Source organism: Ventrimonas faecis, from assembly GCF_040096075.1.
Classification (GTDB): Bacteria; Bacillota; Clostridia; order Lachnospirales; family Lachnospiraceae; genus Brotaphodocola; species Brotaphodocola faecis.
In genome coordinates this window covers 1-26,845 of sequence record NZ_JBBMFJ010000004.1, presented here as the reverse complement: position 1 = coordinate 26,845, position 26,845 = coordinate 1, and the positions used below count along the sequence as shown (strand labels likewise).

At 49.1% G+C, this 26,845-nt stretch carries 28 protein-coding genes and 2 pseudogenes; 3 read left to right on the top strand and 27 right to left on the bottom strand.

Annotation, left to right across the window (positions count from 1 at the left end; genetic code table 11):
- The 3 genes from recG to WMO41_RS03150 all read right to left on the bottom strand — a co-directional run bounded on the left by recG (position 1) and on the right by WMO41_RS03150 (position 4,222).
- Complete coding sequence (gene recG / locus WMO41_RS03160) at positions 1 to 2,076, bottom strand: ATP-dependent DNA helicase RecG (RefSeq protein ID WP_349228614.1); 2,076 nt, start codon at positions 2,074 to 2,076, stop codon at positions 1 to 3.
- Positions 2,077 to 2,154: 78 nt separating this feature from the next.
- Positions 2,155 to 3,852 carry a DAK2 domain-containing protein gene (locus WMO41_RS03155; RefSeq protein ID WP_349228527.1) on the bottom strand — a complete coding sequence of 566 codons (1,698 nt, stop codon included), beginning with the start codon at positions 3,850 to 3,852 and terminating at the stop codon, positions 2,155 to 2,157.
- A gap of 13 nt (positions 3,853 to 3,865) precedes the next feature.
- The gene (locus WMO41_RS03150) at positions 3,866 to 4,222 is read right to left on the bottom strand and encodes an Asp23/Gls24 family envelope stress response protein (RefSeq protein ID WP_118732281.1); all 357 of its coding nucleotides are present in this window, start codon (positions 4,220 to 4,222) and stop codon (positions 3,866 to 3,868) included.
- Between the two features lie 317 nt (positions 4,223 to 4,539).
- Between WMO41_RS03150 and rpmB the strand changes: the two genes are divergently transcribed.
- Positions 4,540 to 4,725, top strand: coding sequence for a 50S ribosomal protein L28 (gene rpmB / locus WMO41_RS03145; protein ID WP_118533668.1), 186 nt, complete (start codon positions 4,540 to 4,542; stop codon positions 4,723 to 4,725).
- Between the two features lie 107 nt (positions 4,726 to 4,832).
- Here the strand turns inward: rpmB and WMO41_RS03140 are convergent, their stop codons facing one another.
- The 10 genes from WMO41_RS03140 to WMO41_RS03095 form a co-directional block, all read right to left on the bottom strand.
- The gene (locus WMO41_RS03140; protein WP_349228526.1) at positions 4,833 to 5,045 is read right to left on the bottom strand and encodes a hypothetical protein; all 213 of its coding nucleotides are present in this window, start codon (positions 5,043 to 5,045) and stop codon (positions 4,833 to 4,835) included.
- 102 nt (positions 5,046 to 5,147) lie between these two features.
- Entirely contained in the window at positions 5,148 to 5,576 is a 429-nt protein-coding gene (locus tag WMO41_RS03135; protein WP_349228525.1) for a GerW family sporulation protein, read from the bottom strand.
- 39 nt (positions 5,577 to 5,615) lie between these two features.
- Positions 5,616 to 6,611 (bottom strand): hypothetical protein, encoded by a 996-nt coding sequence (locus WMO41_RS03130; protein WP_349228524.1) that lies wholly within the window; start codon positions 6,609 to 6,611, stop codon positions 5,616 to 5,618.
- A complete protein-coding gene (locus tag WMO41_RS03125) occupies positions 6,605 to 6,931 on the bottom strand; it encodes a hypothetical protein (protein WP_349228523.1) in 327 nt (108 codons plus the stop codon). Before WMO41_RS03125 ends, WMO41_RS03130 begins: the two co-directional genes overlap by 7 nt.
- Positions 6,932 to 6,972: 41 nt before the next feature.
- Positions 6,973 to 8,220, bottom strand: coding sequence for a competence/damage-inducible protein A (locus WMO41_RS03120; protein ID WP_177292149.1), 1,248 nt, complete (start codon positions 8,218 to 8,220; stop codon positions 6,973 to 6,975).
- Positions 8,221 to 8,763: a CDP-diacylglycerol--glycerol-3-phosphate 3-phosphatidyltransferase gene (pgsA, locus tag WMO41_RS03115; RefSeq protein WP_177292148.1), complete on the bottom strand. Its 543-nt coding sequence runs from the start codon at positions 8,761 to 8,763 to the stop codon at positions 8,221 to 8,223. It abuts the gene before it with no gap.
- On the bottom strand, positions 8,747 to 10,087 hold the full coding sequence (rimO, locus tag WMO41_RS03110; RefSeq protein ID WP_349228522.1) for a 30S ribosomal protein S12 methylthiotransferase RimO: 1,341 nt from the start codon (positions 10,085 to 10,087) through the stop codon (positions 8,747 to 8,749). The genes pgsA and rimO overlap by 17 nt, the downstream gene beginning before the upstream one ends.
- Positions 10,088 to 10,172: 85 nt before the next feature.
- Complete coding sequence (gene rpoZ, locus WMO41_RS03105) at positions 10,173 to 10,505, bottom strand: DNA-directed RNA polymerase subunit omega (RefSeq protein WP_349228521.1); 333 nt, start codon at positions 10,503 to 10,505, stop codon at positions 10,173 to 10,175.
- A gap of 70 nt (positions 10,506 to 10,575) precedes the next feature.
- Entirely contained in the window at positions 10,576 to 11,199 is a 624-nt protein-coding gene (gmk, locus tag WMO41_RS03100) for a guanylate kinase (RefSeq protein WP_349228613.1), read from the bottom strand.
- A gap of 20 nt (positions 11,200 to 11,219) precedes the next feature.
- Positions 11,220 to 12,098, bottom strand: a complete 879-nt coding sequence (locus WMO41_RS03095) for a YicC/YloC family endoribonuclease (protein ID WP_349228520.1) — start codon at positions 12,096 to 12,098, stop codon at positions 11,220 to 11,222.
- Positions 12,099 to 12,321: 223 nt separating this feature from the next.
- On the opposite strand from WMO41_RS03095, the gene WMO41_RS03090 reads away from it, so the two are divergent.
- Complete coding sequence (locus WMO41_RS03090; protein WP_349228519.1) at positions 12,322 to 14,067, top strand: Rqc2 family fibronectin-binding protein; 1,746 nt, start codon at positions 12,322 to 12,324, stop codon at positions 14,065 to 14,067.
- 84 nt (positions 14,068 to 14,151) lie between these two features.
- Here the strand turns inward: WMO41_RS03090 and WMO41_RS03085 are convergent, their stop codons facing one another.
- From WMO41_RS03085 to WMO41_RS03065, 5 genes and pseudogenes are all read right to left on the bottom strand, one after another.
- Complete coding sequence (locus WMO41_RS03085; protein ID WP_349228518.1) at positions 14,152 to 14,685, bottom strand: methylated-DNA--[protein]-cysteine S-methyltransferase; 534 nt, start codon at positions 14,683 to 14,685, stop codon at positions 14,152 to 14,154.
- Positions 14,686 to 14,801: 116 nt separating this feature from the next.
- Positions 14,802 to 16,394: an AAA family ATPase gene (locus WMO41_RS03080; RefSeq protein ID WP_494338420.1), complete on the bottom strand. Its 1,593-nt coding sequence runs from the start codon at positions 16,392 to 16,394 to the stop codon at positions 14,802 to 14,804.
- A 182-nt stretch (positions 16,395 to 16,576) separates the two neighbouring features.
- Positions 16,577 to 16,851: pseudogene (locus WMO41_RS03075) on the bottom strand (metal-sensing transcriptional repressor).
- 32 nt (positions 16,852 to 16,883) lie between these two features.
- Positions 16,884 to 18,548, bottom strand: a complete 1,665-nt coding sequence (cydC, locus tag WMO41_RS03070; RefSeq protein ID WP_349228517.1) for a thiol reductant ABC exporter subunit CydC — start codon at positions 18,546 to 18,548, stop codon at positions 16,884 to 16,886.
- Entirely contained in the window at positions 18,545 to 20,275 is a 1,731-nt protein-coding gene (locus WMO41_RS03065) for an ABC transporter ATP-binding protein/permease (protein ID WP_349228516.1), read from the bottom strand. The genes cydC and WMO41_RS03065 overlap by 4 nt, the downstream gene beginning before the upstream one ends.
- A 248-nt stretch (positions 20,276 to 20,523) precedes the next feature.
- Between WMO41_RS03065 and WMO41_RS03060 the strand changes: the two genes are divergently transcribed.
- A complete protein-coding gene (locus tag WMO41_RS03060; RefSeq protein WP_349228515.1) occupies positions 20,524 to 21,060 on the top strand; it encodes an HD domain-containing protein in 537 nt (178 codons plus the stop codon).
- A gap of 32 nt (positions 21,061 to 21,092) precedes the next feature.
- Here WMO41_RS03060 and WMO41_RS03055 read toward each other — a convergent pair whose 3' ends face one another.
- The 9 genes and pseudogenes from WMO41_RS03055 to WMO41_RS03015 form a co-directional block, all read right to left on the bottom strand.
- Positions 21,093 to 21,467 carry a sensor histidine kinase gene (locus WMO41_RS03055; protein ID WP_349228514.1) on the bottom strand — a complete coding sequence of 125 codons (375 nt, stop codon included), beginning with the start codon at positions 21,465 to 21,467 and terminating at the stop codon, positions 21,093 to 21,095.
- A 59-nt stretch (positions 21,468 to 21,526) separates the two neighbouring features.
- Positions 21,527 to 22,099 carry an NUDIX hydrolase gene (locus WMO41_RS03050; protein ID WP_349228611.1) on the bottom strand — a complete coding sequence of 191 codons (573 nt, stop codon included), beginning with the start codon at positions 22,097 to 22,099 and terminating at the stop codon, positions 21,527 to 21,529.
- Between the two features lie 28 nt (positions 22,100 to 22,127).
- Positions 22,128 to 22,565, bottom strand: a complete 438-nt coding sequence (locus WMO41_RS03045; protein ID WP_349228513.1) for a GNAT family N-acetyltransferase — start codon at positions 22,563 to 22,565, stop codon at positions 22,128 to 22,130.
- Positions 22,566 to 22,613: 48 nt separating this feature from the next.
- Entirely contained in the window at positions 22,614 to 23,588 is a 975-nt protein-coding gene (locus tag WMO41_RS03040) for a Gfo/Idh/MocA family protein (protein ID WP_349228512.1), read from the bottom strand.
- 269 nt (positions 23,589 to 23,857) lie between these two features.
- Positions 23,858 to 23,926, bottom strand: a pseudogene (locus WMO41_RS03035) (IS200/IS605 family transposase); the annotation flags it as partial.
- A 185-nt stretch (positions 23,927 to 24,111) separates the two neighbouring features.
- A complete protein-coding gene (locus WMO41_RS03030) occupies positions 24,112 to 24,636 on the bottom strand; it encodes a hypothetical protein (protein WP_349228511.1) in 525 nt (174 codons plus the stop codon).
- A gap of 84 nt (positions 24,637 to 24,720) precedes the next feature.
- Entirely contained in the window at positions 24,721 to 25,674 is a 954-nt protein-coding gene (locus tag WMO41_RS03025; RefSeq protein ID WP_349228510.1) for a DUF1848 domain-containing protein, read from the bottom strand.
- Positions 25,675 to 25,692: 18 nt separating this feature from the next.
- The gene (locus WMO41_RS03020) at positions 25,693 to 26,277 is read right to left on the bottom strand and encodes an L-2-amino-thiazoline-4-carboxylic acid hydrolase (protein WP_349228509.1); all 585 of its coding nucleotides are present in this window, start codon (positions 26,275 to 26,277) and stop codon (positions 25,693 to 25,695) included.
- 58 nt (positions 26,278 to 26,335) lie between these two features.
- The gene (locus WMO41_RS03015) at positions 26,336 to 26,737 is read right to left on the bottom strand and encodes an HAD family hydrolase (protein ID WP_349228508.1); all 402 of its coding nucleotides are present in this window, start codon (positions 26,735 to 26,737) and stop codon (positions 26,336 to 26,338) included.
- Positions 26,738 to 26,845 lie beyond the last annotated feature (108 nt).

Genomic DNA, 26,845 nt, shown 5'->3' with positions numbered 1-26,845 from the left:
CTACAGATTCAGTTTGTCGTAACTTTTACTTAAATATACATCCAACCGATCTCTTAACGCCCGGTAGTCCTCCTGCTCCAGGTTTGGGTCACGCTCCAGGATGCGGTTTACTTCTTCGGATACAGTCTTTAACAGATTGGCATCGGTGAAGATATCTGCGATTTTGAATTCCATGTCGCCACTCTGGCGCAGGCCGAAGAAGTCGCCGGGGCCGCGCAGTTTCAGGTCCTCAGAAGCAATGTAGAAGCCATCGTTGGAGCGATTTAAGATATCCAGCCGCTCCTGGGTTCCATCCTGATCGGAGCAGTTAACCATAATGCAGTAGGACTGATGCGCGCCGCGGCCTACGCGGCCGCGAAGCTGATGAAGCTGGGCCAGTCCGAACCGTTCCGCGTTTTCGATCATCATAACTGTGGCATTGGGCACGTTAACACCGACCTCTACAACCGTGGTGGAGACCAGCACCTGAATCTCGCCGGAGGCAAAACGCTCCATGATCTGATTTTTTTCTTTGCCCTTCATCTTTCCGTGCAGATACTCCACGGTAATGCCGGCGGGCAGCTTTTCCCGCAGAAGCCTGGTGTAATCCAGAACATTTTCCGCCTCGATCATCTCACTCTCTTCTACCATCGGACAGATGACATAAGCCTGGCGCCCGGCGGCAATCTCCCTGGCAATGAACTGGTACGCCTTATCCCGGTACCCGGTGTCCACCACACAGTTTTTAATGGGGAGACGCTCTGCCGGCATCTCATCAATGATGGAGATATCCAGATCCCCGTACAGAATAATAGCCAGAGTCCGCGGAATCGGGGTAGCACTCATAACCAGCACATGGGGTGTCAGTTCCGGATCTGTCTCGCTGCCCTTGTTGCCCAAAGCTTCCCGCTGTCCCACGCCAAACCGGTGTTGCTCATCGGTGATGACCAGGGCCAGGCGGTCGTAATGCACCTTGTCCTGGATCAGGGCATGGGTTCCCACGATGATATCTGCCTCATGGGAAGCAATCTTTCCATAAGCCAGCCTCTTTTCCTTTGCCGTCATGGAGCCGGTTACCAGCACCACCTGTTTGTCGATGCCGTATGTGGAAAACAGGCTGGTAATGGACTCGTAATGCTGTTTTGCCAGGACCTCGGTCGGTGCCATCATGGCACCCTGGCAGCCGTTCATGGCGGTCTCCAAAAGGGCCAGCACCGCCACTATGGTTTTGCCGGATCCCACGTCTCCCTGCACCAGACGGTTCATGACCAGACCGCTTTCCAGATCCTTCCGCACCTCTTCCAGCACCTTTTTCTGGGCGCCGGTAAGCTCATAGGGCAGAGACGCCAGAAGGTTATCCACCTCCGGCGACCGCGGAATCACATATTTGCTTTTCAAATCCTGGCGTTTTTCTTTTAAGCGGCGCACGGAAAGCAGAAAGAACAAAAACTCATCAAACACCAGGCGTTTTCTGGCAAAAAGCAGTTCTTTTTTATCTGCCGGAAAATGAATATGCTCAATGGCATAGTTGTATTCCGCAAGCTCATAGCGGCTGCGAAGTTCCTCGGGTAAGTATTCCCGTTCCATCTGCCGCTGCTCTAACGCCTGCTGTACGGCCCGGGTGATGGCCTTATTACCCAGTCCCTTTGTCTGGCCGTACACCGGCTGCATGGAATGCATGACGCTCCGGTACTGTTCCGGTGTGAACACCTCCGGATGCTCCATGGTCAGCCGGCCGCTTTTCTTCACCACGCGGCCGCGGAACACCAGGATCTGTCCCATCTGCAGGACATTGCGCAAATAGGGCATATTGTACCAGGTCAGCTGCAGAGTTCCCGTCATATCCCGCACATCGGTGATAATAACCTGGATATTCTGAAACCGGCGCACGGACGGCGTCTTCATAAGCTGGCCGGATACCGCAAACATACCCTTCTCCCGCAAATTTCCAATGGGAACCGGTTCCTCATAGGCATCATAAGCGCGCGGGTAATCGTGAAGCAGTTCCTCCACGGTCTCCACGCCCAGCTTCGCAAATAATTTCGCGGTCTTCTCTCCAATTCCTTTCAGGCTGGTAATTGGCTGCTGATTCATAATCATTCTCCTATATCACAAAAGGAGAGTCATCTGCACAGACAACTCCCCTCATATTTTTACATCACAATTTATTTCTGATTACTCTACAGAAATCAGGTAATAATAGATCGGCTGGCCGCCTTCCTGAAGCTCGATTTCTACATTCGGGAAGTTTTCCTGAAGTTTTGCAGTCAGAGCTTCTGCATCCTCTGCGGTAACATCACTTCCGTAGTATACAGTAACCAGCTCAGAATCCTCATCCAGCATTGCCTTTAAGGTGTCAACGGTGGTCTTCTCCAGACTGGTGCTGACAGCCAGCATGCCGTGATCGCCGATTCCCATGATATCGCCTTCGTGTATTTCCATGTCATCGATTACGGTATTGCGAACTGCGTAGGTGATCTGACCGGTCTTGACACGGCCCATCTCCTCCACCATGGTCTCCAGATTTTCCTCCGGAGTCTGGTCCGGAATGAAGTTGATCAGCGCGGTAATACCCTGCGGCACAGTCTTGGACGGAACAACAATGATCTGCTTGTCCTCTACCAGGTACTTTGCCTGCTCTGCAGCCAGAATGATATTCTTGTTGTTCGGCAGGATGTAGACAGTATCTGCGTTGACATGCTCAATGGCGTTGACCATATCCTCGGTACTCGGGTTCATGGTCTGACCGCCCTCGATCAGATAATCTGCTCCAATACCCTTGAAGATTTCGCCCAGTCCGTCTCCTACGGATACAGCAATGAAACCATACGGTTTTCTCGGCTCTGCCTTGGCTGCCTCAGCCTTTTCTTCCTCGGCCTTCTGCTCTGCAGCTTTGCGCTCTGCATCCTGAATCACGCGCTCCTGATGCTCCTCACGCATGTTGTCGATCTTCATGCGGGACAGGGAACCATAGGTCAGTGCCTTCTGAATGGCAAGACCCGGATCGTTGGTATGAACGTGTACTTTTACGATGTCATCATCCGAAACAACTACGATGGAATCACCGATAGACTCCAGATAAGCCTTAAACTCATGCTCGCTGTTCTCATCGTAATGTTTTTCCAGGTTGATGATGAACTCCGTGCAGTAACCATATTTGATGTGAGCCGTGTCGATGTCGGTGGACGCTGCGCCCTTTGCCTCAGATGCGGCTGCGCTGACCGGTTTTGCGTCCGGAACCGTGATGTCTACTTCCTTTCCGCTTAAGCCGTCAAAAGCACCTTTTAATACCTGCATCAAGCCCTGGCCGCCGGAGTCTACCACACCGGCCTGCTTTAATACCGGAAGCATCTCCGGAGTCTGGCTTAATACATAGTCGCCGTGCTCAATGACCTTTCCGCCAAACTCTAATACGTCATCCGTCTCCTCAGCCACTTCCACCGCTTTGTCTGCCATGCCCTTCGCAACCGTAAGAATGGTACCCTCTTTCGGCTTCATAACTGCCTTATATGCAGTCTCTGTCGCATGGACAAAAGCCTGTGCCAGAGTCTTGACATCAACAACGTCTTTTCCCTTGATTTCCTTGGTAAAACCACGGAACAGCTGGGATAAGATTACGCCGGAGTTACCGCGCGCGCCGCGCAGGGATCCGGAAGAAATGGCCTTCGCCAGAGAATCCATGGTCGGATTCTCTACTGCTGCCACTTCTCTTGCCGCAGACATGATCGTCATGGTCATGTTGGTTCCAGTATCACCGTCCGGCACCGGAAATACGTTTAATTCGTTGATCCATTCTTTTTTTGCTTCTAATCCCTTTGCTCCGGCAAGAAATGCCTTCTGCATCAGACGGGCGTCTACTACCTTTACACTCACCGTCAGGTCCTCCTTAATCGATAACTCGTACACCTTCTACATAAATGTTGATCTTGTCAACCTCCATGCCGGTGAATTCTTCTACTTTGTATTTTACACTTGCGATCAGGTTGTCTGATACCGCACAGATGCTGACGCCGTATGCCACAATCACGTGAAAATCGATGGAAATATGGTTGTCCTGCACTTCTACGGTAATTCCGTGGGTCAGACTCTCACGTTTTAACAGCTTAACCAGTCCGTCTTTCATGCTGACAGCTGCCATACCAACAATACCAAAACACTCTACTGCCGTCATGCCTGCATACATGGCGATCACATCGGAGCTAATCTGAATCTCGCCCAGTTTGTTGTTGATGCGTCCCTTCATAGAAACCCCTCCATATCTATCTTATTTGCAGCAGGACGAAAAACACCACTGCATTGCTTTCTGTTATGCCAATCGGAAAAAGGCATTATTTAACTAATTAATCATACCATATATCCTTATTTATGTCCATTACGACTTTTCTCGAAAACATTTACCCCCAAAAACATTTTTTCCACGTTTTCCTCAATTTTTTCCGGGCCTTTCATAATTTTCTCAAAAAAATGTGAAATTTCACTTGCCAAAATGAGGACTTTCTGCTATCATACTTTATGTTGTGGTTCCTTACGGGACCAAGTACCGGTTAAGGAGGTGCAATCATGGCTAAATGTGCAATCTGTGAAAAGGCTGCTCACTTCGGAAATAACGTGAGCCACTCCCATAGAAGATCCAACGCGATCTGGAAAGCAAACGTTAAATCCGTTAAGGTTAAAGTTAATGGAGGAGCTAAGAAGATGTATGTATGTACTTCTTGCTTACGTTCTGGCTTAGTTGAAAGAGCATAATTGGAACTGAATGCTGAGGACATGTCGTTTGACATGTCCTCTTTTTCGTTTTAGATTTTCCGTAAATCTTCTAATTTCGCAGGGTTCTGTGTTTTTTCACATTTTTCTCACCCACAAAACAGATAATATCCCAAAGTCAGGCATCCGATAATAAAAATCAGCGTCGACAATGTCTCCGGAATAAACAAAAGAAGCGTCATGCCGATCCCAAAACAAAAAAGCATAAGCCCCAGAACACGCCTCATGGCGGCCTCCTGATATGAAAACGCAGCCATTTCCGCATCATCGTCTGACGCAGAAACAGCAGCGTAAGTTTTCACTATCAGTATATGCCGTATCCCACAAGGTATGAACCGGGGCTTATACGATACGCCTATTGCTCTTTTCTCATTCTGTAACCCGTGCAGGATGAACCACACCGATTATTCGGTCTGTTCTTCCGTCTTTTTTTCTGTCTCCTCACTGGCCGCAGCAAGCTCCTGCGCGCTTTCCATGGCCTTTTCCGAAACCTCTTCCTGCTTTCCGCCAACAAACTTGTTCACGAAATCCGGCACCATGTCAAGAACCTTGGTTACCGCATCCTGCTGTTTGATGTTGACCAGCTTCGTCACGCCGTTCTGGATCACAAGAACTGCGCTGGGGCTCATCTTGGCGCTCATGCCGCCTCCGCCGTTATGCTTTGCGTTGTCCGCAAAGGAACCGGCTGCCATGCCACAGGTCACATCCACCAGCGGGAGGATGATGGCATCGTCCACCTTCACGGCATCTCCTACCACCGTCTTTGTCGTTACAAACTGATCCATCCCCTTAAACAGGGCTTCTACTGTTGAAACAAATTGATTCTCTGCCATATTGTCCTCCTTCATGCGGACGGCCGGGAATTCCAGGCCTTAAGATTCCCGCCATTTTCTGATCCACAAACGGATCTGTTTATTCTGAAGCATCCGGAATACCAGAAACAAAAGCGTTCCCAGGCGGATGCGTCCTTTCAGTTTCAGTTCTCCCTCCAGGCACGGTTCCAGAAAATCCGGGATCACCTGGACATGCCGTCCATACAGGCCGTAAAACGGACTGATCCAGGTAAGGACCTGGCCGCTCGTGTACGGATCATCAAAACCAAAATGCACTTTTCCTTCCAGTTTCCGCGGCAGGACATGCCGGATAACCGCGAAAATCTGCTTTTTTGCCAGACGGAATGCTTTTTTGTTTTCCTCATCCCGGATAAAGGCCCGGATTGTCTCCCACCGGGCCTTGCCATGCCTGAATTTCCCGGCAATCCCTTTGAGCCTTTGGGAAATTCTGTGGATTCTGGCTTTCATTCCTGCTATCCATCTGCAAATCCGTTCCGGAATCGCAGACAGGCGGAAACGTGATTTTTTCGGTTTTGAATCTGCGTCATCCGGTGTCTCTGTTTCAGGATTTTCAGGAGTTTCCGAAGTTCCCGGCACTTCCGCGGTTTCCACCCGCTCCGCCAGTTCGTCTTTCAGATCCTGTTTTCCTGTCTCCGCTCCTGCAGTGTTTTCCTTCACCGCTTCAGCCTCATCCATTCGAGGTTCTGCCTTGTCTGTTTTTCCCCCGCCTGTTTCACATTCTGTCCTGCCGGATTCTGCCTGGTCCGTATCCTCCTCATTCGTTTCCCGTCCCGGATGGAACCAGAGAATCCGAAAATCCGTCTGCATTTTTTCATCATAAGAAACCTTCAGGGAAATCAGATGCAGAAACCAGCTGACCGATGCCTTTGCTTTCAGGCTTTCATAAAAGCTGCCCTCCGCCCGGTACCGGACCGGCACAAACAGCACGCTTAAGATCACAAACAGAAGCAGTCCCAGCACCACCAGAAGCAGGATTCCGATTATTTTTAAGATTCCCAGTACGATTGCTACCATACATCATACCCTGTAAAGCGGGCAAAGGACGCCGCTGATACCTCTCCTGTTTTCTGATACAGATCATCTACCATCCCGCGGACCACCTCCAGGGCTTCCCAGTATGTAACCGCGATTCCCAGGATCATGCGCTCTTTCTTCTTTTCCGATGGGACCAGAAGCATGGCAGAAGGATAGATGTCACAGAGATTCTCTCCATTTTGCGGGGAGGTAATCACATAAACCTCTGGCTGCAGCTTTTCTTCCCGGATGCCCTGAATGATGGCATACCGGTGCCGCTTTGCCTTTTTCCCCACATACAAATGACTGTACCACTGCATCGCATTTTCTCCTTTTTGCCATCATCTGCTTTCCGGTGATTTTACCGGTAATTGTCGAGAATGGAACGGCGCAGAAGATCCAGTCCCTTTACCACTGCCTGCTCCCGGATTTTTGCCCGGTTGCCCTTAAACTGATACTTCTGGACATTGACCTTGTCCTTCATGTAAGTCGCAATGTAAACCAGACCCACCGGTTTTTCCTCGCTGCCGCCGTCCGGACCAGCCAGGCCGGTCACAGCCACACAGGCATCGGAATCGGTGGCAAACACGCCACCGGTCGCCATCTCCCTTGCGGTCTGCTCGCTGACAGCACCGTATTTCTTTAACGTACTCTTGCTGACATCCAGATATTTGCGTTTTGCTTTGTTGGAATAGGTGATAAAGCCCTCGTTGTAAACCTCGGAAGCCCCCGGCACATTGATGATGCGTCCGGCCAGCAGTCCGCCGGTACAGGACTCCGCCGTGGTCACCGTCAGCTCGTATTTCTTTAACAGCTTAACCACAGCCTGTTCCAGGGTCTCCTCTTCCTTCGTGGAGTAGACACAGTCACCGAAACGGTTCTTGATTTCTTTTACCACCGGTTTCACCAGTTTCTTGGCTTCTTCCTCGGTAGCTGCCTTTGCCGTCACGCGGATGTGAACTTCTCCGGTCTTTGCATAGGTGGCAATGGTCGGATTCTGCTGTTTATCGATGAGGTCCAGCAGCTTGTCCTCCACCTGACTCTCTCCGATGCCGCAGACCTTGACCATCTGGGAACGGATGACTTCCGGCTGCAGCTTCTGCAGATATGGGTATACCTGATTCATAAACAGCGGATACAGCTCATTCGGCGGTCCCGGAAGAAGGATGGCGGATTTACCGTATTTCTCCAGGATCAGGCCCGGCGCAGTGCCGTTATCATTGTCCAGGACAATGCAGCCCGCCGGAACAATGGCCTGTTTCCAGTTATTATCGGAAATCACCTTGTAAATGTTGTTGCGGAAATACTCCTCGATCCGTTCACGGGTATGCTTGTCTTCCACTAACGGGAAGCCCATAACCTCCGCGCAGACCTCCTTGGTCAGGTCATCCTCGGTCGGTCCAAGGCCGCCAGTCAGAATGATGACATCCGAGCGCTTTAACGCGGTCCGGATCACCTCGGCCAGACGGTCATGGTTATCTCCAACTGTTACCTGATGGTACATGGTCAGGCCCAGCAGCGCGCATTTCTCCGCGAGGAACTGGGTATTGGTATTTACAATATTGCCAAGCAAAAGCTCAGTACCGACTGAAATCAGTTCTACTACCATTTAAATTGCCCCCTCTGTAAGCACTTTATGATTCTTTGCAATGTAATCTACAAGCGAAACTACGGTCAACACCAGGGCAATCCAGGTGCAGGCCACCGTCAGAATATGAAGCACCGGAAGATTCACGATCATTAAGATAACCGCGATCATCTGGAATGTGGTCTTAAATTTGCCCCAGTAGCTGGCAGCGATCACAATGCCCTGCTCCGCGGCAATCAGACGGAATCCGCTGATGATGAATTCCCGGCTGACGATGATGATGACCATCCAGGCTGGAAGCTGTCCCAGTTCAATGAGACAGATCAGTGCGGAACAGACCAGAAGCTTGTCCGCCAACGGATCCATGAACTTTCCAAAATTTGTCACCAGGTTATACTTTCTGGCAATCTTTCCATCCAGCATATCCGTCAGACTGGCTACAATGAAGATGGCCGCCGCCAGATTGCGCAGCAGGCGTACTTCTCCTTGAAATGCCAGCAGACTGATTACAAAAAACGGGATCATGATCACCCGCATTACGGTAAGTTTATTCGGCAGATTCATCGTATACCTCCCCGATCAGGTCATAATCATTGGAACCGGTTACCTTCACCCGGACAAAATCACCGGACATAAAAAGCTCACCACTGTTAACAAAGATATATCCATCTACATTCGGGGCATCCATATAGGTTCTTCCTACATAAGCGGCTTCATCGGCCACCTTGCCCTCGATCATCACATCCAGAACACGTCCAACCATGGACTCGGACTTTTCAAAGGCAATCTCCTGCTGAAGCTCCATGATCTCGTCACGGCGTTCTTCCTTCACTTCCTCCGGGATCTGATCCGGGAAAGTTGCTGCCGGAGTATCTTCCTCCGCGGAATACGTAAATACACCAAGACGCTCAAACTCCATTTCATCCACAAACCGCATGACCTCTTCATGGTCTTCCTGGGTCTCTCCCGGGAATCCGGAGATCATAGTGGTACGGATTGCAATATCCGGCACTGCGGCACGAAGCTTTCCAATGATCTCGCGAAGCTGTGCCTGATTGGTGCGGCGTCCCATGCGCTTTAAAATGCGGTCACTCGCGTGCTGGATCGGAACATCCAGATAGTGGCAGACCTTTTCTTCCGTACGGATTGCTTCGATGAACTCGTCGGTGATTTCCTCCGGATAGCAGTACTGAACGCGGATCCAGTAAATGCCCGGGATCTCTGCCAGCTTGTGAAGCAGCTCCGGAAGCATTTTCTTTCCATATAAGTCCACGCCGTAAAGAGTGGTCTCCTGTGCCACCAGAATCAGTTCCCGTACGCCCTGGTCGGCCAGCTGGTTTGCCTCTTTTAACAGGCGCTCCATCGGCACACTGCGGTAATTGCCGCGCAGGCTTGGGATGATGCAGTAGGTACAGTGCTTGTCACAGCCCTCTGCAATCTTCAGGAACGCATAATGTCCGCCAGTGGTGATGATACGCTCGGTTTCCACCTCCGGGAGCGCATTCAGGTCATGGAAACAGCTGACATGCTCCTCACCACCAAGGGCCTGCTTTAACACGTTGGAAATCTCATCGTAAGTGGAGGTGCCAAGAATACCGTCTACCTCCGGGATCTCATCGATGATCTCCTGTTTGTAGCGCTGGGCCATACAGCCAGTCACGATCAGTGCCTTGCACTTGCCGGTCTTTTTCAGTTCCGCCATCTCCAGGATGGTGTTGACGCTCTCTTCTTTCGCGTCGTTGATGAAACAGCAGGTATTAACCACAATGATATCTGCCTCGTTTTCATCGTCTGTAAAGGTGTGACCATCCCGGTTTAAGAGACCGAGCATCATCTCGGTATCCACCAGGTTTTTGTCACAGCCAAGGGAAACACATAAAATCTTCATAAATTTCAAACTCCTGTTTTATGGAAAAAGCCATCTCCCCCAATCGTGAGACGGCCTTCTCCTTTCTTTTATCGTATCCTAATTTTTACTCTTCTTCCTCAACCTGCTCCGCTTCGGTCTCGAATGCTTCCGGATCTCCGTCTGCTGCAGCTTCGATGGCCTTTGCCTCTTCCTCTTCTTCCACATCGTTATCGCCAAGAATTTTTACCTTACCCTCGTAAAGCTCCTGAACTGCGATGGAAAGCGGCTTTTTGCCTGCTGCCTTTGCGATGAGCGGCTCATCTCCGCCGATGATCTGTCTTGCACGCTTGGAGGTTGCAAGAACGATGGAATAACGGCTCTGTACGACCGGCTGCTCGCCCGGCTCAACCTCGCTGTTTACTGCGTTGATCAAATCTGTATAGGATGGATGTAACATAATAAAACTCCTTTCTGGGGGATAATATCTTCTTTTCTTGTATAATGTTTTATGATAAAAACAGTCTCATTTAAAACTGCTTTAAATCCTCTTTCATTTCTGCGATGAACTCCTGGTTCTGGGAAGTTTTGTGGCGCTGTGCCTGAATGAGCTCATGCATTTCCTGTACACAGGTTTCCAGATCATCGTTTACCAGAATGTAGTCATAGTGGTCCATGAACTCAGCCTCTTCCACCGCGCGTTTTAAGCGGCTCCTGATGACCTCATCTGTCTCGGTGCCGCGGCCCCGCAGTCTGTGCTCCAGCTCCTGGGCACTTGGCGGTGTTACGAATAACAGCAGAGTATCTGGGAATTTTTTCTTTACATTCAAAGCACCCTGGATCTCAATTTCCAGAATGACATTCTTTCCGGCTTCCAGCTGCTCCATAACATAGCTCTTCGGGGTTCCATAATAGTTACCCACGTAGCAGGCATGTTCGATCAGTTCACCATCTTCGATCATCTGCTCAAACTGCTCTTTTGTCTTGAAGAAATACTCTCTGCCGTCCACTTCCCCCTCGCGTGGTCCGCGTGTGGTGGCGGAAATGGATAACGCGTACTGGTCTGCATGTTCTGAAAGCAGTGCTTTCATCAAAGTTCCTTTTCCTGCTCCCGAAAAGCCGGAAACAACCGCTAAAATTCCCTTACGGCTCATACTCATTCCTCGATTCTGTATTATTCAATATTCTGAATCTGTTCTCTGACTTTTTCAATCTCAGTCTTTAACGCGATGGCCTTGTCGCAGATTTCCAGATCGGTGGATTTGGAAAGCGTGGTATTGGCCTCGCGGTTCATCTCCTGGGCAATGAAGTCCAGCTTGCGGCCTACGCTGCCGCCTGCTTCCAGCTCTTTTCTGGTGGCGTCAATGTGGCTGTGAAGACGGACCATCTCCTCATCCACGCAGATCTTGTCCGCATAGATGGTAACCTCGGTGGCAATACGGCCTTCATCCATCGGCGTGCTTCCAAGAAGCTCTTTGACCTTGTCCTCCAGTTTCTGGCGGTACTCCGTTAAAATAACCGGGGAACGCTCCTCAATAAATGCCACCAGACTGCTCATGTAGTCCAGTTTGCCCAGTAAGTCTGCCTTTAATTTTTCGCCTTCCTGGACACGGGAGTCTACGAACTTCTTTGCGGCTCCTTCCACAGCTTCGGAAAGCTGCTGCCAGATGCGGTCTTCATCTTCCGGAACCTGATCCATGGTCAGGATCTCCGGCATACGGGCCAGGCCCGATACGGTAATATCGTTTTTGATGCCGAACTGCTCTTCCATCTGTTTGAAGCAGTTCATATATTCTGCGGCAAGGGAACTGTTGTACTTTAAGCACATTTTCTCTTCTGTGTAGTCTTCATAGTTAATGAATACATCTACTTTTCCGCGCTGGATATAGGTTTTTAACAGGTTGCGGATGCCCGCCTCAAAGTAATTGAACTTTTTTGGCAGCTTGATGCTTAAGTCGAGATAACGGTGGTTGACTGCCTTCATTTCTACGGAAATCTTGTATTCCGCAGTGACGATCTCGCACCGGCCGAATCCGGTCATGCTCTTTATCATGATGTCATCTTCTCCTTTGCCATAGATAAAATACATTATAAGTCAAATGGAAAAACAAGTCAACGGCTTCGCATTCCAAATTGGCAAAAACCTAACCATCCTTGTCTCCGTGTCCTTGTAAATCAGGCAAAAATCCTGTATAATTGGAACGATTGTACCTGCCGGGCACTCTGGCAGGCATCCGAATCATTTATTTCATATTATAAAGGAGCTATATTGTAACATGGCATTTGACGGAATTGTGATCGCGAACCTGGTCCATGACATCCGGCAGAAATTAGAGGGTGGCAAGATCAATAAGATTGCCCAGCCGGAGAAGGATGAACTCATGTTCACGGTGAAAAACAATAAAGAAACTTTACGTCTCTCGGTATCGGCCAGCGCAAGCCTGCCGCTGGTGTACTTCACCGAGAACAACAAACCAAGCCCGCTTACCGCGCCGAACTTCTGCATGTTGCTGAGAAAGCACATCGGAACCGGACGCATTGTCAAGGTATCCCAGCCAGGCCTCGAGCGTATCATCGAATTTGAGATTGAGCACCTGGATGAGCTGGGGGATCTGCGAAAGAAGCGTCTCATCGTGGAGCTGATGGGCAAGCACAGCAACATCATCTTCTGTAAGGAAGATGGCACCATCTTAGACAGCATCAAGCATGTCTCCGCCCAGGTCAGCTCCGTGCGCGAGGTTCTGCCTGGCCGAATGTATTTCATTCCCCACACCACCGATAAAGAAGACCCCCTCACCATTTCTGAGGAGACCTTTGTCAGGGTCATCGGCAGCATACCGGCTCCGGTACAGAAAGCCCTGTACCAGAAGCTCACCGGCATCAGCCCCATCATCGGTACGGAAATCTGCCATATGGCCTCCATTGACGGAGACCGCTCCGCCAACGAGCTTTCCCCGGCAGAGCTGACCCATTTATACCACATGTTCGACATTTTGATGGAGGATGTCAAAACCGGCAAGTTCACGCCGAACATCATTTACCGCGGTGAGGAACCGGTGGAATTCGCTTCCGTGCCGCTGACCTGCTATGAGTCCGCGGAGTATCAGACAAAGCCGTTTGAATCCATCAGCCGCCTGCTGGACTCCTACTACTCCGAAAAGAGCGCTGTCACCCGTATCCGGCAGAAATCAGTAGATCTCCGCAAAATCGTGCAGACCGCGTTAGAGCGCAACTATAAAAAATACGACCTGCAGGAAAAACAGCTAAAGGATACCGAAAAGCGTGATAAATATAAGGTATACGGGGAACTGTTAAATACCTACGGCTATGAGTTAAAAGGCGGGGAAAAAGAGCTGAAATGCCTGAATTACTACACCAATGAGGAGGTAAAGATTCCGCTGGATCCACAGCTTTCCGCCCAGGAAAACTCCCAGAAATTCTTTGCCAAGTACAACAAGCTGAAACGTACCTATGAAGCCCTGAGCGACCTGACGCTGGAGACGAAACAGGAAATCGACCACCTGGAATCCATCAGCACCGCCCTGGATATCGCGCTGAAGGAGGATGATCTGGTGCAGATCAAAGAAGAGCTGATGGAGTTCGGCTTTGTAAAGAAACGCCCCTACGGCGCCAAAAAGCCGAAGATCACCAGCCGCCCGTACCACTACCGCTCCACCGACGGGTTTGATATCTATGTTGGAAAGAACAACTACCAGAATGAGGAAGTCACCTTCAAGATTGCCAACGGCAATGACTGGTGGTTCCACGCCAAAGGCATTCCGGGTTCCCACGTGATAGTCCGCACCGAGGGCAAAGAGCTGCCGGACCGCACCTTCGAAGAGGCCGCTGCCCTGGCTGCCTGGTACTCCAAAGGCCGGGAGAATGATAAGGTCGAGATTGACTATATCCAGAGAAAGCATGTGAAAAAGGCCGCTGGCGGCGCTCCGGGATTCGTTATCTACCATACGAATTATTCGCTGATGGCAGAACCGAAGCTGGTGCTGCAGGAAGTGACCGGTTAAGAAAAGCCGTCCCATGGTTTTCATGAACCATGAGGCGGCTTTTCCTGTCATCCCTTATTCTTTCGTTTTGGATTCGCCGGGAACTTACAGTGCCGTTCCTTTCTTTGGAATGAAAAAGTGGCTCATATCAGTATGTTCCAGCTTAAGAAGCGCTACTTTTTTCTCCATGCCGCCTGCATATCCCGTCAGGCTCCCATTACTTCCGACCACCCGGTGACAGGGAATGATAATGGAAATCGCATTATGCCCCACCGCACCGCCTACTGCCTGCGCAGACATACGGGAAGTTCCCTGTTTGACAGCAAGCTGTCTGGCAATCTCCCCGTAGGTTATGGTCTGTCCATAGGGAATCTGCAATAAAATCTGCCATACCGCCTGACGGAAATCGGAACCAGCGGGATGAAGCGGCGGAGTGAATGTTGGCTCTTTACCGGAAAAGTAAATGTCCAGCCATTTTTTCGCTTCTGCCAGAATCGGGGTTTCCTGAGAAATATGTTCGTCCAGAAGTGTATTAGCATAATATTTCTGCCCGGTAAACCATAAGCCGGTAAGCCTGATTTCATCAGCGGCCAGTAAAATATCCCCCAGTTTTGATTTGTATGTGCAAGTGTATACCATAATTCTCCAATTAATTATATCTGTTTTCTTACATTTTTCTTTTTCGGTGCTGGCAGCTCCTCATACATGGCCTGAAAAAGTCCGGTTAAATATTCTTTGCTGGATGCCATCGTTTCTCATCCTTCTTTTTCGTATTTTTCTATCAGGCACTGATGCACTTTTGTTTTCTTGTCATAATTTACTGCTACAAGAAGAATTTCTCCTGTATAGGCCTTCAGAGAATCTGGATAATGCCGCTCTTTTATCTGCTGCATTGCTGTTTTTGCACTTCGATTCCATTTTAATTCCACCACCATGGCAGGATAATCCTGTATATATTCTGGTTTTGGAATAAAAACAAAATCCGCAAAACCACGCCCTGTCGGTAATTCCCGGACTGGTTTAAAATAGTATTGCATCGCACTCAAATACGCAATTGAAAGCACGCTGCTCAAAGAATTTTCGTTATGATACTGAATAGCAGACGCATAATCCATATGAATCTTTTCTATCTGCTCTGCCACGGTTTCTGCATCCATATCCAGTGTCGCGTCCAGCAAAACAAACGATTCTCTCTGAAAATCTAAAAACTCATTCCACTTTTTCCTCTGGGTTGCTTTGATTAATTCCTGACGGATTTCCTCATTCGGAACAAATGCACGCTCTGTGTTCTGATCATACGCCAGATATCCCAGATGAATCAGATACGTCAGCACGTCATCTTTATTCGCAAAATTCACCACATCGTTCTGGAAAGTTCCCACCTGAACTTCCACCGAATTACCGGCAATCATCTCGATCAGAGCAGATTTCAAGCCATCAAAATCCATATTCAATAACGGAACAATGGCCTCATAGGATCCAGTTTCCGACCAGTAGCTTTTAAACTGTCCATTCAGCATCAAAGTTACAACAGCCCTGGGATTATAAACCTGATAATTCCCCAGCAGATACCCGTCATACCACCGCTTTACTTTTTCAAAATCTCTCTGATATTTCCCACAAAGTCTCCGTACTTCGTCTTCCGTGAAACCAACATAGGGAGCCAATGCTCCTGCAAACAGCATCGTGTATTCATCAAAATTATTTAAAGCCGACTGGGTTTTCACTTTTTTGATTGGAAGGATTCCTGTCAGATAAGCCAGCTGGATATATTTTGTTGGCTCCGTTCCCTTAAACAGCGCACGCAAAAACCGAATATAGTCTTCCTGGATTTTCTGATTATCCGCTTCATCACGGATCAGCACATCCCATTCATCAATAATCAAAATGAATTTTCTGCCCGTAGCTCCATTCACACAGGACAATGCTTCCGGTAGAGACTTTACATGTTCCGGAATTTCCGCAGGGTAATATTCCCTCAATTCTCCTACCGTTTTTTCAGTAATATAGGAAACTACCTTTTCTGCCCCGCCTGCCGGTTCTATACACCACTGGATATCCAGATGAATTACATCATACCGGTTCAAATGCGTTTTAAAATCTGGTGCCTGCCCTATCGTCAATCCAGAAAACATTGCTTCCGAATCACATCCCCGGCTGTAATATGCCGTAAGCATATTGGCCGCAATGGATTTGCCAAATCGTCTGGGACGGCTGTTGCAGATATATCCCTGTAATGTATTCATAACTTTATTGGTATAAGTTAATAATCCGGTTTTATCTACATAGATTTCGGAATTCACCGCAACCTGAAATGCCCCATTTCCAGAATTCACAAAAATCCCCAATGAACAAGCACCTCCCAATTCCTCGTTTTGCTCAAATACATTACATTCAGTATAGCAAAAATCCCTGCAAATTTAAATATTTCTTTCTTATTTCCCCTGATTTAAGAATTCAAGGGGTCTGGATTAAAATAAAAAAGCCCCACAGAATGGCATAAACACCATCCTATGGGGCGAAATCCGCGTCAGGTCATATTCGCGAAGCGCTCTACCGCTTTTGTGAAATTTTCAATGGTCTGGTCCGCACCGCCATGCTCAATGCCATCGCGGACGCAGTGTTTGATATGTCCCTCCAGAACCACCTTCCGCAGCCATGCAGCGCAGACTTTGCGGCGTTGATCTAGGACAGGATATCCTCACAGGGAACACCCTCATCAATCATGCGGTCAATGGCATGCACCTGACCGATGATCTTCTTTAACCGACGGTGAAGATTGTCGGAATCCATACACTGTTTCATATCCGAAACCTCCTGTTTTTCTTTCCCTGCATTTACCGGAATGTCTCCGCGTTTAAAATCCGCTCGCACCCTGTCAGCGTACTTGTACGGTGCGAAATCAGCAGCAGCGTCTTTCCCGCGTACTCTGTTTCCAGGGTATGCAGCAGTTCCTTCTCATGCAACGCATCCAGGGCACTGGACGGCTCGTCCATCAGGCAGACATCCGGGTTCCGAAGAAGAATCCGGGCAATGCCGATTCTCTGGCGTTCACCGCCGGAAAGTCTGGCGCTCATCTGGCCCATGTCGGTGTCATAGCCATCCGGCAGCGTGTCAATAAACTCCGCAATTCCGGCCCGCTTTGCTGCCGTACGGATCTCATCCATACCAGCTTCCGGCTTCGCGATGCCGATGTTCTCCGCAATGGTCGCGTCAAACAGGTACGTATCCTGCTCCAGAAACGCGATCCGCTGATGTAACTCCGTAAAGCTGATCTGCTCAATCGGAATGCCATTGATGAGAATCTGCCCTTCTGTCGGCGCATAGAACCGCAGGAGCAGGCGCAGGATCGTGGATTTGCCTGCGCCGGATTCCCCGGCAATGCCAACCCGGTCGCCCTTTTTAATCACGTAGTTAAAATGCTCCAGAATGTTTTTCCGGGTACCCGGATAAGCAAAGGTCACATCCTGAAATTCAATGGTCTCAATCTCGCCGCAGGATACCGGATGCTCCGGCTCCTTTGTCTCCGGCTCCGTATCCTCAATCTTAAAGATACGCTCTGCCGCCGCGTAGCTCTCTAACAGGCTCGTCACCACAAAAGTCAGGCTGAAGGTCGAGGACAAAGATGCCGTTGCCGCAAAGGATAAAGCAATGGTTCCCACCGGATGATTGATTCCGCGCGCGGCCAGCACACCGGCACACACCAGGATCAGAATTCTTGCCAGATACACGAAAAAGTTCGGGAAGGATGCTATGGTCTGACGATGCAGCGTTAAGCCCAGCGCCGCCTGATTGACCTTCCCATTGGCCTGTTCCACCACCTGCATCCGGCGCTGTCCCGCGCCGAAAATCTGAATATCCCGGATGCTGTAGACACTCTCCAGAATCTTGGATTTCAGATCCCCCAGCTGTTCCCGGTAGCGCATGCCGATGCCGCGGCCAGCCTTTAATGCCACAAGCGGAAGCACCACGCTGATGATCAGGTAAATTGGGATCAGCACCAATGCATACAGCGGGTTCACACACCAGGCAATCACCACCGTCGTTGTCGGGAGCAGGATGACCGTAAACATCGGCCCGATGGTGTGGGCAAAAAAGTATTCCAGTGTCTCAATGTCCGACACTGCAATGTTCATTACATCACCAGTCTCCCGCCCGATCAGATACGCCGGAGCGATGCGATCGATGGCATCGAACAAATGCACCCGCATTTTTGCCAGAATGCCGTAGGCCCCCAGATGGGAAAAGACACCTTCCAGATAACGGCAAACTGCAATCAGGATCGCACAGACTGCCGTCAGGGCCGCATAGATTCCGGCTCCATCACAAAATCCTGCCGCTGCCAGCAGCCACAGGGCTCCAAAGCCCATCAGTCCCATATGGGACAGGGCTCCAAGGGTACTGGCCAGCGTGGAGATGCCAATATATTTCCAGATTGGGCGTCCCATCATCAGAAGGCGGTAATTCATCTCTTTCATCGAATAACTGAATTTTCGCTTCATTCTGCCACCTCCATTGCCTGCTGGCGTACCACCAGTTCTTTGTAAAGTCCGCCCTCGTTCATCAGGGTTTCATGGGTTCCGTGCTGGGCCACCATGCCATCCTTCAGCACGTAAATGCAGTCTGCATTCTGCACAGAGGACATGCGGTGGGAAATGATGATGAGGGTCCGGGTCTCAGCCAGATGTCCGATAGTCGTCCAGATTTCTTTCTCACTCTGGGGATCGACACTGGAGGTTGCTTCATCAAAGATCATATACTCCGCCCTGGAAAGCAGTGCCCTGGCAATGCCCATCTTCTGGCGCTGTCCGCCGGATAAGGAGCTTCCCGCATTTCCCACGTCAGAATCCAATCCCTTACTCTGAGAATGAATAAATGAACCCAGTCCCGCTTCCTCCAGTGCTTCCAGTAACAACGCATCGTCTGCGTCCGGGTCAGCTAACATCAGATTTTCCCGGATCGTGCCGGAAAACAGATTGACCTGCTGCGGCACCATGGCAATGTGCTTTCGCAGTTCTTCCGGCTTCATGCTGCAGTAATCGTTTCCCTCTATATAGATGTTTCCGGATAACGGATCACAGAACCGCATCAGCAGGGATGCCGTTGTAGACTTGCCGCAGCCGGATAAGCCCACCAGAGCCACAGTCTTTCCCTTCGGAACCGTCAGGGACATATCCTGCAGCGCCCTGCTTCTGCCCTCATAGCCGTAGGAAACATGATCCATGCGGATTCCCGCAAACTGTTCCGGATCTTTCGGAAGGGACGGATCATACGGACGCGAAGTGTCGGTATCCAGAATTTCCTCCACCTTGCCCGCTGCCGCAATCGCCGTCAGCGCGCTGTGGGAAGCGTTCATCAGCTCCTTTGCGGCAGAGAAATAGCTGTAGGAAAGCATCAGCACGATCAGCGCCTGGGCAATGGTCATGCTGCCATCTGCAATACGTCCGGCAGAATTTACCAGCGCAAACAGAACCGCTGCGTAAATCATGGCTTCCGTTACCAGGAAGGAAGTAAAGTTGACCTTCATAAAGCAGTTGATGTTGTAATTTAACACATCTGCCTTCTCTCCCAGAACGCGGGAGTGCTCCTTATCCCGGTCAAACAGCTTTAAGGTAGTCAGGCCGCGCAGGCTGTCCATGTAGTAGCCCGTCATATCATCCAGAGATTTCCAGTAGCCCTTTCGAATTTCTTCAATCCGGCAGCGGAACAGGTTGTTCACCGGAAGCAGGATCAGAGACACTACTAATAAAAGCAGCGCCACCGGCATAGAAATGTTCTTTAAATGGAAGAACAGATAAATCGGTGCCAGGATACTGCAGATCAGACTCGGCAGATATGTGCTGAAATACATCTGCATCTGCTCCACTGCGTCTACCGATGCGGTAATTGCCGAAACCGGTCCGATCTTTTCGATGCCGCCTGCATCCAGATCCAGTACCTTGGAAAAAATCATCCGGCGCATGCTGGTCCTGGCTTTGGCTGCCGTCTTGTATTCCAGCAGGCCTTTCACCATCTGCGCACAGAAGGTAAACAGCGCCACCAAGAGTGCCGCGCGGATGGCACTTCCCGCCGATGAAAGGACCTCCTGCGGTTCAAACAGACTGCCCAGGAATCCGGCAATGATCTCCGCCAATGCTGTGGTTCCCACCAGCGTCAGAAAGCTCACTCCGGCAATGGCCAGAATCCAGAACCATAAGCCCCTGGTCAGCCGCAGCAATGTTTTGTTCATGAAAAGCATGGTTTTTCCCCCTGTTTTCTTTCGTTCGCAGCGAGGGGCTGTCGCAAAATAAAATCCAAAATGTTCGCCGGATTTTACTTCGCGGCAACCCCTCGCTGCAACGCATTTACTTACTAGTATATCCGTTTTCGCAAGATGTAGCAATATGCAATTGCAATCTCTCTAAAAACGATTATAATACAGGTTGTAAAAAATGTGAATCGTAACGAAACATCCATCCGCGAGGTAATCCGCACCCTATGAAAACAAAAATTTCCTTATCTCCCAAAAGACAGAAGCTTCTGGCTGACACCATCCGGGAGCTGGCACTGGAAGGAAGATTTTACGAAGAAAAAGAGGCCATGCAGCATGGCTGCACGACCATCTATCAGCACAGTGTTCATGTGGCGTACGTCAGCCTTTTTCTCATGGAAAAATGGCAGATCCCGCTGGACGAGGTCTCCCTTGTGAAAGGCGCTCTGCTGCACGATTATTTTTTATATGACTGGCATGAAAGCGATGCCTCCCACCGGCTCCATGGCTTTCGCCATCCGGGAACGGCGTTAAAAAACGCCACACGGGACTACGCCTTAAACCAGCGCGAGAAAAATACGATTGCCCGTCATATGTTCCCGCTGACCCCCATTCCTCCGCAGTGCCGGGAAGCCTGGCTGGTCTGCCTTGCGGATAAATGGTGCGCCATGGAAGAAACCCTGCGCCCGGCATACCACAGCCGAACAAATATGCTGGCCTTGCTTTCTCGCAGGCTTCCGAAAGTTCCTGTTCAAAAACAGTAACCTGCTTTTCATAAACCAGGAGTTTTTCACACTCAGTGCGTCCGTTCTCCTGCTGGCAACGTGACCGTGAACCGGCTTCCGCAGCCCACCTTACTTATAACCGTCACGGTGCCCTGATGGGCCTGGACGATGGCTTTCACGATCGCAAGGCCAATTCCGGCTCCTCCGGTCTTGCGGCTGCGGGAAAGATCGGTCCGGTAAAATCGTTCAAAGATCAGCGGCAAATCTTCCTCTGCCATGCCGATTCCCTGATCTTCCACAATCAGGACTGCCTTAAGTTTCTCCTGTTTCACCCGAATTTGAATCATTCCGCCTTCATTGGAATATTTTACCGCCTGTTCTATTTTATTCTGGCAGTTCACGCATGTCATACCGCCAATGTAAAGTCTTTTTCTGCTGATATTCACGTCTTTCGCACCTCCTGACGTGAATTTTAGCAGAAAGATGTGTGATTTTTATGTGGATTCTAACCGTGTTTCTTCATCTTCTCCACGAGCTTTCCATATACCCGCTCCACAAACCAGGGTTCCGTGGATTTTTTCAGTGCTTCTTCCGGCGAAAACCAGGCTACGCCACTGTTCTCATCTTCCTTCACCGAAACGCACTCCTCCGAATCTGCTTCCAACAGATAGGTGACATTTAAATGGAGATGACTGGATACATAGTTGCCCCGTTTCACATGTCCGTCTACCGTCAGAGATTCCAGAGAAAAGATTTCCTCTGATACCGGGCGCACACTGGAAATTCCGGCCTCTTCCTTCACTTCCCGGATTGCCACTGCAAGCAGGTCTGTCTCTCCGTCCGCATGTCCGCCCAGCCAGGACCAGGAATGATAAATGTTGTGATACACCATGAGGACTTTACTCCGGTCTTTGTTCACCACCCAGGCTGAAGCCGTCATATGCGCCACGGTGTTATCCCGGGAAAACGCATTTTCCTGAGTCTCGATCCAGTTCAGGATCAGCGCCTTGTCCATCTCTTCCTGCTCATTAAATGGCTGGTATGCCTTTATGGTCTCCATCAGTTCCTGTCGGTTCATTCCCATTCTGGTACGCTCCTTTGTTTTTCTAAAGCTTTAGCTGCATCTTGATATGTGGAATTCCATCTTCCAGAAATTCTTCCGAAATCTGTTCAAATCCAAGTTTTTCATAGAGACTCCGGGCATAGGTCTGTGCCTCAATGGTAATCGTTTCCGCAGAAAACCGGGTTTTTGCCACCTGAATCGCTGCCTTCACGATCTCACTTCCCAGTCCGCACCTGCGCTTCATGGCAATCACTCTCCCGATTGCTGCTTCCGGAAACATTTCCTCCGGCGGAAGTACACGGGCATACGCCTGGATTTTCTCCTCATCCTGCAGCCAGACATGGTACGCCACCTGATCCGCATGATCAACCTCCTGGTACGGACAGTTCTGCTCCACCACAAAAACCGCGACCCGCAATTTATAAATTTCATATAATTCTGCTGTACTCAGCTCTGAAAAATGCCGTATCATCAATTCCATAATCAATACCCCATGTTCCCCTGTTTTTCATTTCTTTTCTGCGTCTCTTCATTCTTCTTCCGGATATTTCAGTCCCCATTCTTTTCGGAATTCCGTCATCAGATCCATGACATCTTTTGTATAAGACAAATACATACAATCCGCATCTCCGCCGATTGCCTGCTCCATATCCGCAAGTTCATATGCCAACGCATCGGCATGCTCTCCGACTTTCACCACTTCTTTTTCCCCGGACTCTGTGTAGGTGATCACGGCTTCCCAGGCTCTCGGATATTCCATAATTTCGATGTAACCTTTCTCACAGGACACCATGCCCCGTTTCGGCTGTTTGGAATGCAGGGAAAGCATGACGGAAGCCATCTGTCCGTCTGAGTTTGTGAGAAGCAAACCTGCCTGCTCATCCACTCCGGTAGGAGCCGGTTTCATCTGCGACAGAATCTGATCTGGTTTGGAACTCATAAAATAGCGGATGAAGGAAAGCGCGTAAACTCCAATATCCAGCATGGCTCCACCCGCCAGTTTCCGGTTAAAAAAGCGGTTGCTCATATCATAATCCTTGAAGCTTCCAAAATTCATGGTAATCAAATTCACTTTGCCCAGTTTTCCGGAATTGAGAATCTCCCGAAGTTTTTTATAGAGCGGCATATGATAAATCGTCATAGCCTCTCCGATTACGACTCCATGTTCTTTTGCAAGCGCAATCGCCTCCTCCAGTTCACTGCTGTTTAAGGTAATGGATTTCTCCACCAGCACATGCTTTCCATTCCGGATTGCCTGCTTCATAAATTCGATGTGGGTATTGTGGGGCGTTGTGATATAGATGACGTCGATATCCGGATCGATAAACATCTCATGAAAATCATCATATACCTTTTCAATCCCGTATTTTTCCGCAAAAGCAACTGCTTTTTCCTGCGTCCGGTTCCCCACCGCGCTGATATTCCGGCCGTTTTTCTTCAATGCAGCCGCCATCTCATTGGCAATCACTCCGGTTCCCAGAACCGCCCATCTGATCTCTCTCATATTCAATCCCCCTCACATTCCTGCTTCACTTCAAACAATTTATACTCCGTCCAATCAGGATTTTTCTAATCCATCACTTTTGCCCGAACAAATCTGCTTCGTTCTGATCGTATGCCTTCAGTATAAATCACGCTCCGCTCCTGCGTCAACCGCTGTCAGTCCTGCATAATGTGTAAGTAACTATGAGTTTATGCAGGAAGGTCAGGATGAACTATCCAAATAATAAATCGAGAAATTACTGCAATAACAATAACTGCGAACCATACTGAATATTTTGGTGCAAAAACTATGTGATACTTACATTTCCATTTTGTATGGGCTAAACTATTATAGTCCATTTTGGACCTCCTGTGCTTTTATTTGTGGTTTTGCAGACCCACTTTTATTTTAGCACAGGAGTTTTCTTATATCTAAAGATCTTCCCTCCCCCTGCCGAGCAGGGGGTTTATTTTTACTGTGACACAATAAAAAAAGCTGCCTCATGATCCGGGCAGCTTTTCCTGTTTCTCCTGTATATCTTTCGCTATTTTCCGCGCACCTTTCTGGCTACATCACAGATTGACATCAGCGCATAATAATTAACCCGGTTCGGGTAATGTACCGCCGGATGATAATAATCGATCACCAGCGTATCGTTCCACCAGGCAAACATGGTATCCCAGGTGTATTCATTCTGCAGTTCCTCTCCCAGCACGATTTTCAGCAGGCTTAAATTGTTGCCGCAGACAATGATATCCGGGCGGATGATTTCCAGTTCCTGCTTTAATTCCGCCTTGTCTTTCTCTGCATATGCCTTCAGATCCTCGTAATCTGACCCATTTTCCCCATTGCTTTTCTTCACATTGACTACAGCAATCCGGTCAATGGTTTCCTTCTCCCGGAAACGCAAAAGTTCTTCATCGTATTCGCAGAAATTCCCGGAAAACGCCTGGTAAATGGCCTGGGTCCAGATGGCAATCTTCCGCCACATGGTCCAGGGATGGTCTGCTTTGTAAAGAGATTCTGTTAAGTGATATCCGTCCTCATCGGATGTGTAGGCTTCTTTCAAAAAATAGCACACTTTGGGCGTCTGTTGTGATTCCCAAGCTTCTTGGTACACCACTGTCCCTAAAGTTTCATAGAACGCAATTTCCTATGAAACAAAAAGTCCCTCCAGATCTAGCTTCATCTGCCGGTCGATCCAGCTTCTCTGATCTGCCTCATGAATCACATCTCCCGGCATGGCATTTCCAATCAGAAATGGAGAATTCGGATCGTGCTTTCTCCGGTTTTCCCGTACCAGCGCCGCATTGGAATTGGCATAGCAGTACCGGCACAGATGCCCACAGGTATCATAGGCTCCAATGTCCGCGGTAAGCATACAGCCGCATTGCCGGTTCTTCACATTCTGGTTCTTCTTTGGAACATCCAGACTGGCATGCAGGGCCGTCTCAAATGTCTCCACCGTCATGCAGCCCGAACAGTCCGCGCCGTATGCAGCCAGTTCACTGCCTTCCGCACAGGGTTTTACCGTCATTCCATACTGTCCGGCAATCTGAATCAGTTCTTTTCCGATTGCCAGACGGTCTTTTTGCGAAACCGTTCTGGCCTCCGGGAAATTCCGCTCCACTTTTTTGTAGAGATCAATGAAGCTGATCACACAGGTTTTCGTGTAACCGGCCAGTGTTCTGGCCATGGTTTCAAATTCTGAAATATGCCACGCTACGGAATGTTTTTCGTCAAGAAAAATGGGATCATACCGCCATCCAATGCTGTCTATGCCCACCAGCTCCGACAGTTTCTGAAAATCTTCCATCATGTTTTCCTTGCATGGCACATGCGGTTCAATGTCTGTTCCGTAAGGCGTGATTGTTACAAACCAGTATTGTCCATATGGTTTTAAAGCATCCATATGCGGCAGCATCGGCGCCGGATTCTTGGTGCAGAATGCAATCAAATCCACCACATCTGGCGAAAGACGGTATCTTGTTACCTGGTTTGGATTATACGGATTTCGCACCAGCACGTAACCTGCTTTGAGCCGGTTGAGGAACCATTCGCTATAAAATGCCGGTATATCGGTCCGCATTCCTGTATGTATAATCATAATCTGCCCCACAATCCACTATTTTTTATAAAAATGAAAATCACAGCAATCTCCGCCATAACCCAGAGTCTTAGTGCGCGAAAAACCTAATTTTTTCAGTCCGCCATAAGTTGCATTATCCACATCACAGAACAGCCGGCATAATTCCGGGCATCCGTTTTCCAAGCAGGCCGTATGCCAGAGACACTTTTTCATGGTTACATCAAAGGAATTCCGGTCATGTTTTTGAACGCTTTCCCATAAATCCATAGTACACACGATTTTCAGAAAAATTCTGCTGTACAGAAAGTAAAAGCCCGGTATCCATTCCATTTTTGCTGTGGAAGCATGCTTTTTTGCCCCGACTATATCCATCATGTATCTTCGCATGCATACCTCTAAATCTTCTCCAGAAAGGCCTGTCTCGGGCAGGATCTGATACAGGGCTATGCGGGGAAGAATCGTCTGAATCAGCGTTTTTCTCTGGTTCTCAGACTTATTTTCAATTTTTTCAATCAGCACGTCCAGTGTTTTTTCCTGCTGTTCAAATAGTTCGTTTCCACGTTCTTTTCCAAATATTTCCACCAAAAATTCCTTGATTTCTTTTTGCTGTGCGATTTTCATTGTCGTAACACCTCTTTATCCGCCCGTTCATCCAATCAACCTCAGAATTTCAGCTATATCAGATTGTAAATCTCATGCAATCACCCACGATCATAATCTGCGTTTTGTCCGTCAGCCCCGTCTGTGCAAATACCTGTTCAAAGAAATGAACATCCGGTTTCTCCACACCAAGCTGTTCTGAAAGGAAAATACCATCCATGAGTTCTCCCAGACCGGAAACTCTTAATTTTTTTGTCTGAGCCGTAATGGTTCCATTGGAAACCACATACTGCTTTACTTTCCCGCGAAGGGATTTCACAATTTCATAGCTGTCATCATAGAAAACGATCGTATCTCCAAGACTTGTCTGGTAGCATTCAGTGACATGCTCCCACCACTTAGCTAACGCTTGAAGCGGGGGCTTCTCGTTCGATTGCCCGATAGGGGCAAAGCATAAGCGAGCTATCCCCGTGTGTCCCACGGTTTTATTAGAATGATATTGTTGGAATTTTGGTTGCAAAGATCAGGAAATTTTCTTTTCTATATCAGGCATCATTCCGGATATTCGAATCCCTTCTCTGCATATATT

Bases quoted from the DNA above. Each gene is read 5' to 3' on its own strand.
- WMO41_RS03150 (WP_118732281.1), bottom strand. From the start codon at position 4,222: ATGAAGGGACGCATCAACAACAAACTGGGCGAGATTCAGATTAGCTCC.
- rpmB (WP_118533668.1), top strand. From the start codon at position 4,540: ATGGCTAAATGTGCAATCTGTGAAAAGGCTGCTCACTTCGGAAATAAC.
- WMO41_RS03135 (WP_349228525.1), bottom strand. From the start codon at position 5,576: ATGGCAGAGAATCAATTTGTTTCAACAGTAGAAGCCCTGTTTAAGGGG.
- WMO41_RS03130 (WP_349228524.1), bottom strand. From the start codon at position 6,611: ATGGTAGCAATCGTACTGGGAATCTTAAAAATAATCGGAATCCTGCTT.
- WMO41_RS03125 (WP_349228523.1), bottom strand. From the start codon at position 6,931: ATGCAGTGGTACAGTCATTTGTATGTGGGGAAAAAGGCAAAGCGGCAC.
- WMO41_RS03120 (WP_177292149.1), bottom strand. From the start codon at position 8,220: ATGGTAGTAGAACTGATTTCAGTCGGTACTGAGCTTTTGCTTGGCAAT.
- pgsA (WP_177292148.1), bottom strand. From the start codon at position 8,763: ATGAATCTGCCGAATAAACTTACCGTAATGCGGGTGATCATGATCCCG.
- rimO (WP_349228522.1), bottom strand. From the start codon at position 10,087: ATGAAGATTTTATGTGTTTCCCTTGGCTGTGACAAAAACCTGGTGGAT.
- rpoZ (WP_349228521.1), bottom strand. From the start codon at position 10,505: ATGTTACATCCATCCTATACAGATTTGATCAACGCAGTAAACAGCGAG.
- gmk (WP_349228613.1), bottom strand. From the start codon at position 11,199: ATGAGCCGTAAGGGAATTTTAGCGGTTGTTTCCGGCTTTTCGGGAGCA.
- WMO41_RS03095 (WP_349228520.1), bottom strand. From the start codon at position 12,098: ATGATAAAGAGCATGACCGGATTCGGCCGGTGCGAGATCGTCACTGCG.
- WMO41_RS03090 (WP_349228519.1), top strand. From the start codon at position 12,322: ATGGCATTTGACGGAATTGTGATCGCGAACCTGGTCCATGACATCCGG.
- WMO41_RS03085 (WP_349228518.1), bottom strand. From the start codon at position 14,685: ATGGTATACACTTGCACATACAAATCAAAACTGGGGGATATTTTACTG.
- cydC (WP_349228517.1), bottom strand. From the start codon at position 18,548: ATGAAGCGAAAATTCAGTTATTCGATGAAAGAGATGAATTACCGCCTT.
- WMO41_RS03065 (WP_349228516.1), bottom strand. From the start codon at position 20,275: ATGAACAAAACATTGCTGCGGCTGACCAGGGGCTTATGGTTCTGGATT.
- WMO41_RS03060 (WP_349228515.1), top strand. From the start codon at position 20,524: ATGAAAACAAAAATTTCCTTATCTCCCAAAAGACAGAAGCTTCTGGCT.
- WMO41_RS03050 (WP_349228611.1), bottom strand. From the start codon at position 22,099: ATGAACCGACAGGAACTGATGGAGACCATAAAGGCATACCAGCCATTT.
- WMO41_RS03045 (WP_349228513.1), bottom strand. From the start codon at position 22,565: ATGGAATTGATGATACGGCATTTTTCAGAGCTGAGTACAGCAGAATTA.
- WMO41_RS03040 (WP_349228512.1), bottom strand. From the start codon at position 23,588: ATGAGAGAGATCAGATGGGCGGTTCTGGGAACCGGAGTGATTGCCAAT.
- WMO41_RS03025 (WP_349228510.1), bottom strand. From the start codon at position 25,674: ATGATTATACATACAGGAATGCGGACCGATATACCGGCATTTTATAGC.
- WMO41_RS03020 (WP_349228509.1), bottom strand. From the start codon at position 26,277: ATGAAAATCGCACAGCAAAAAGAAATCAAGGAATTTTTGGTGGAAATA.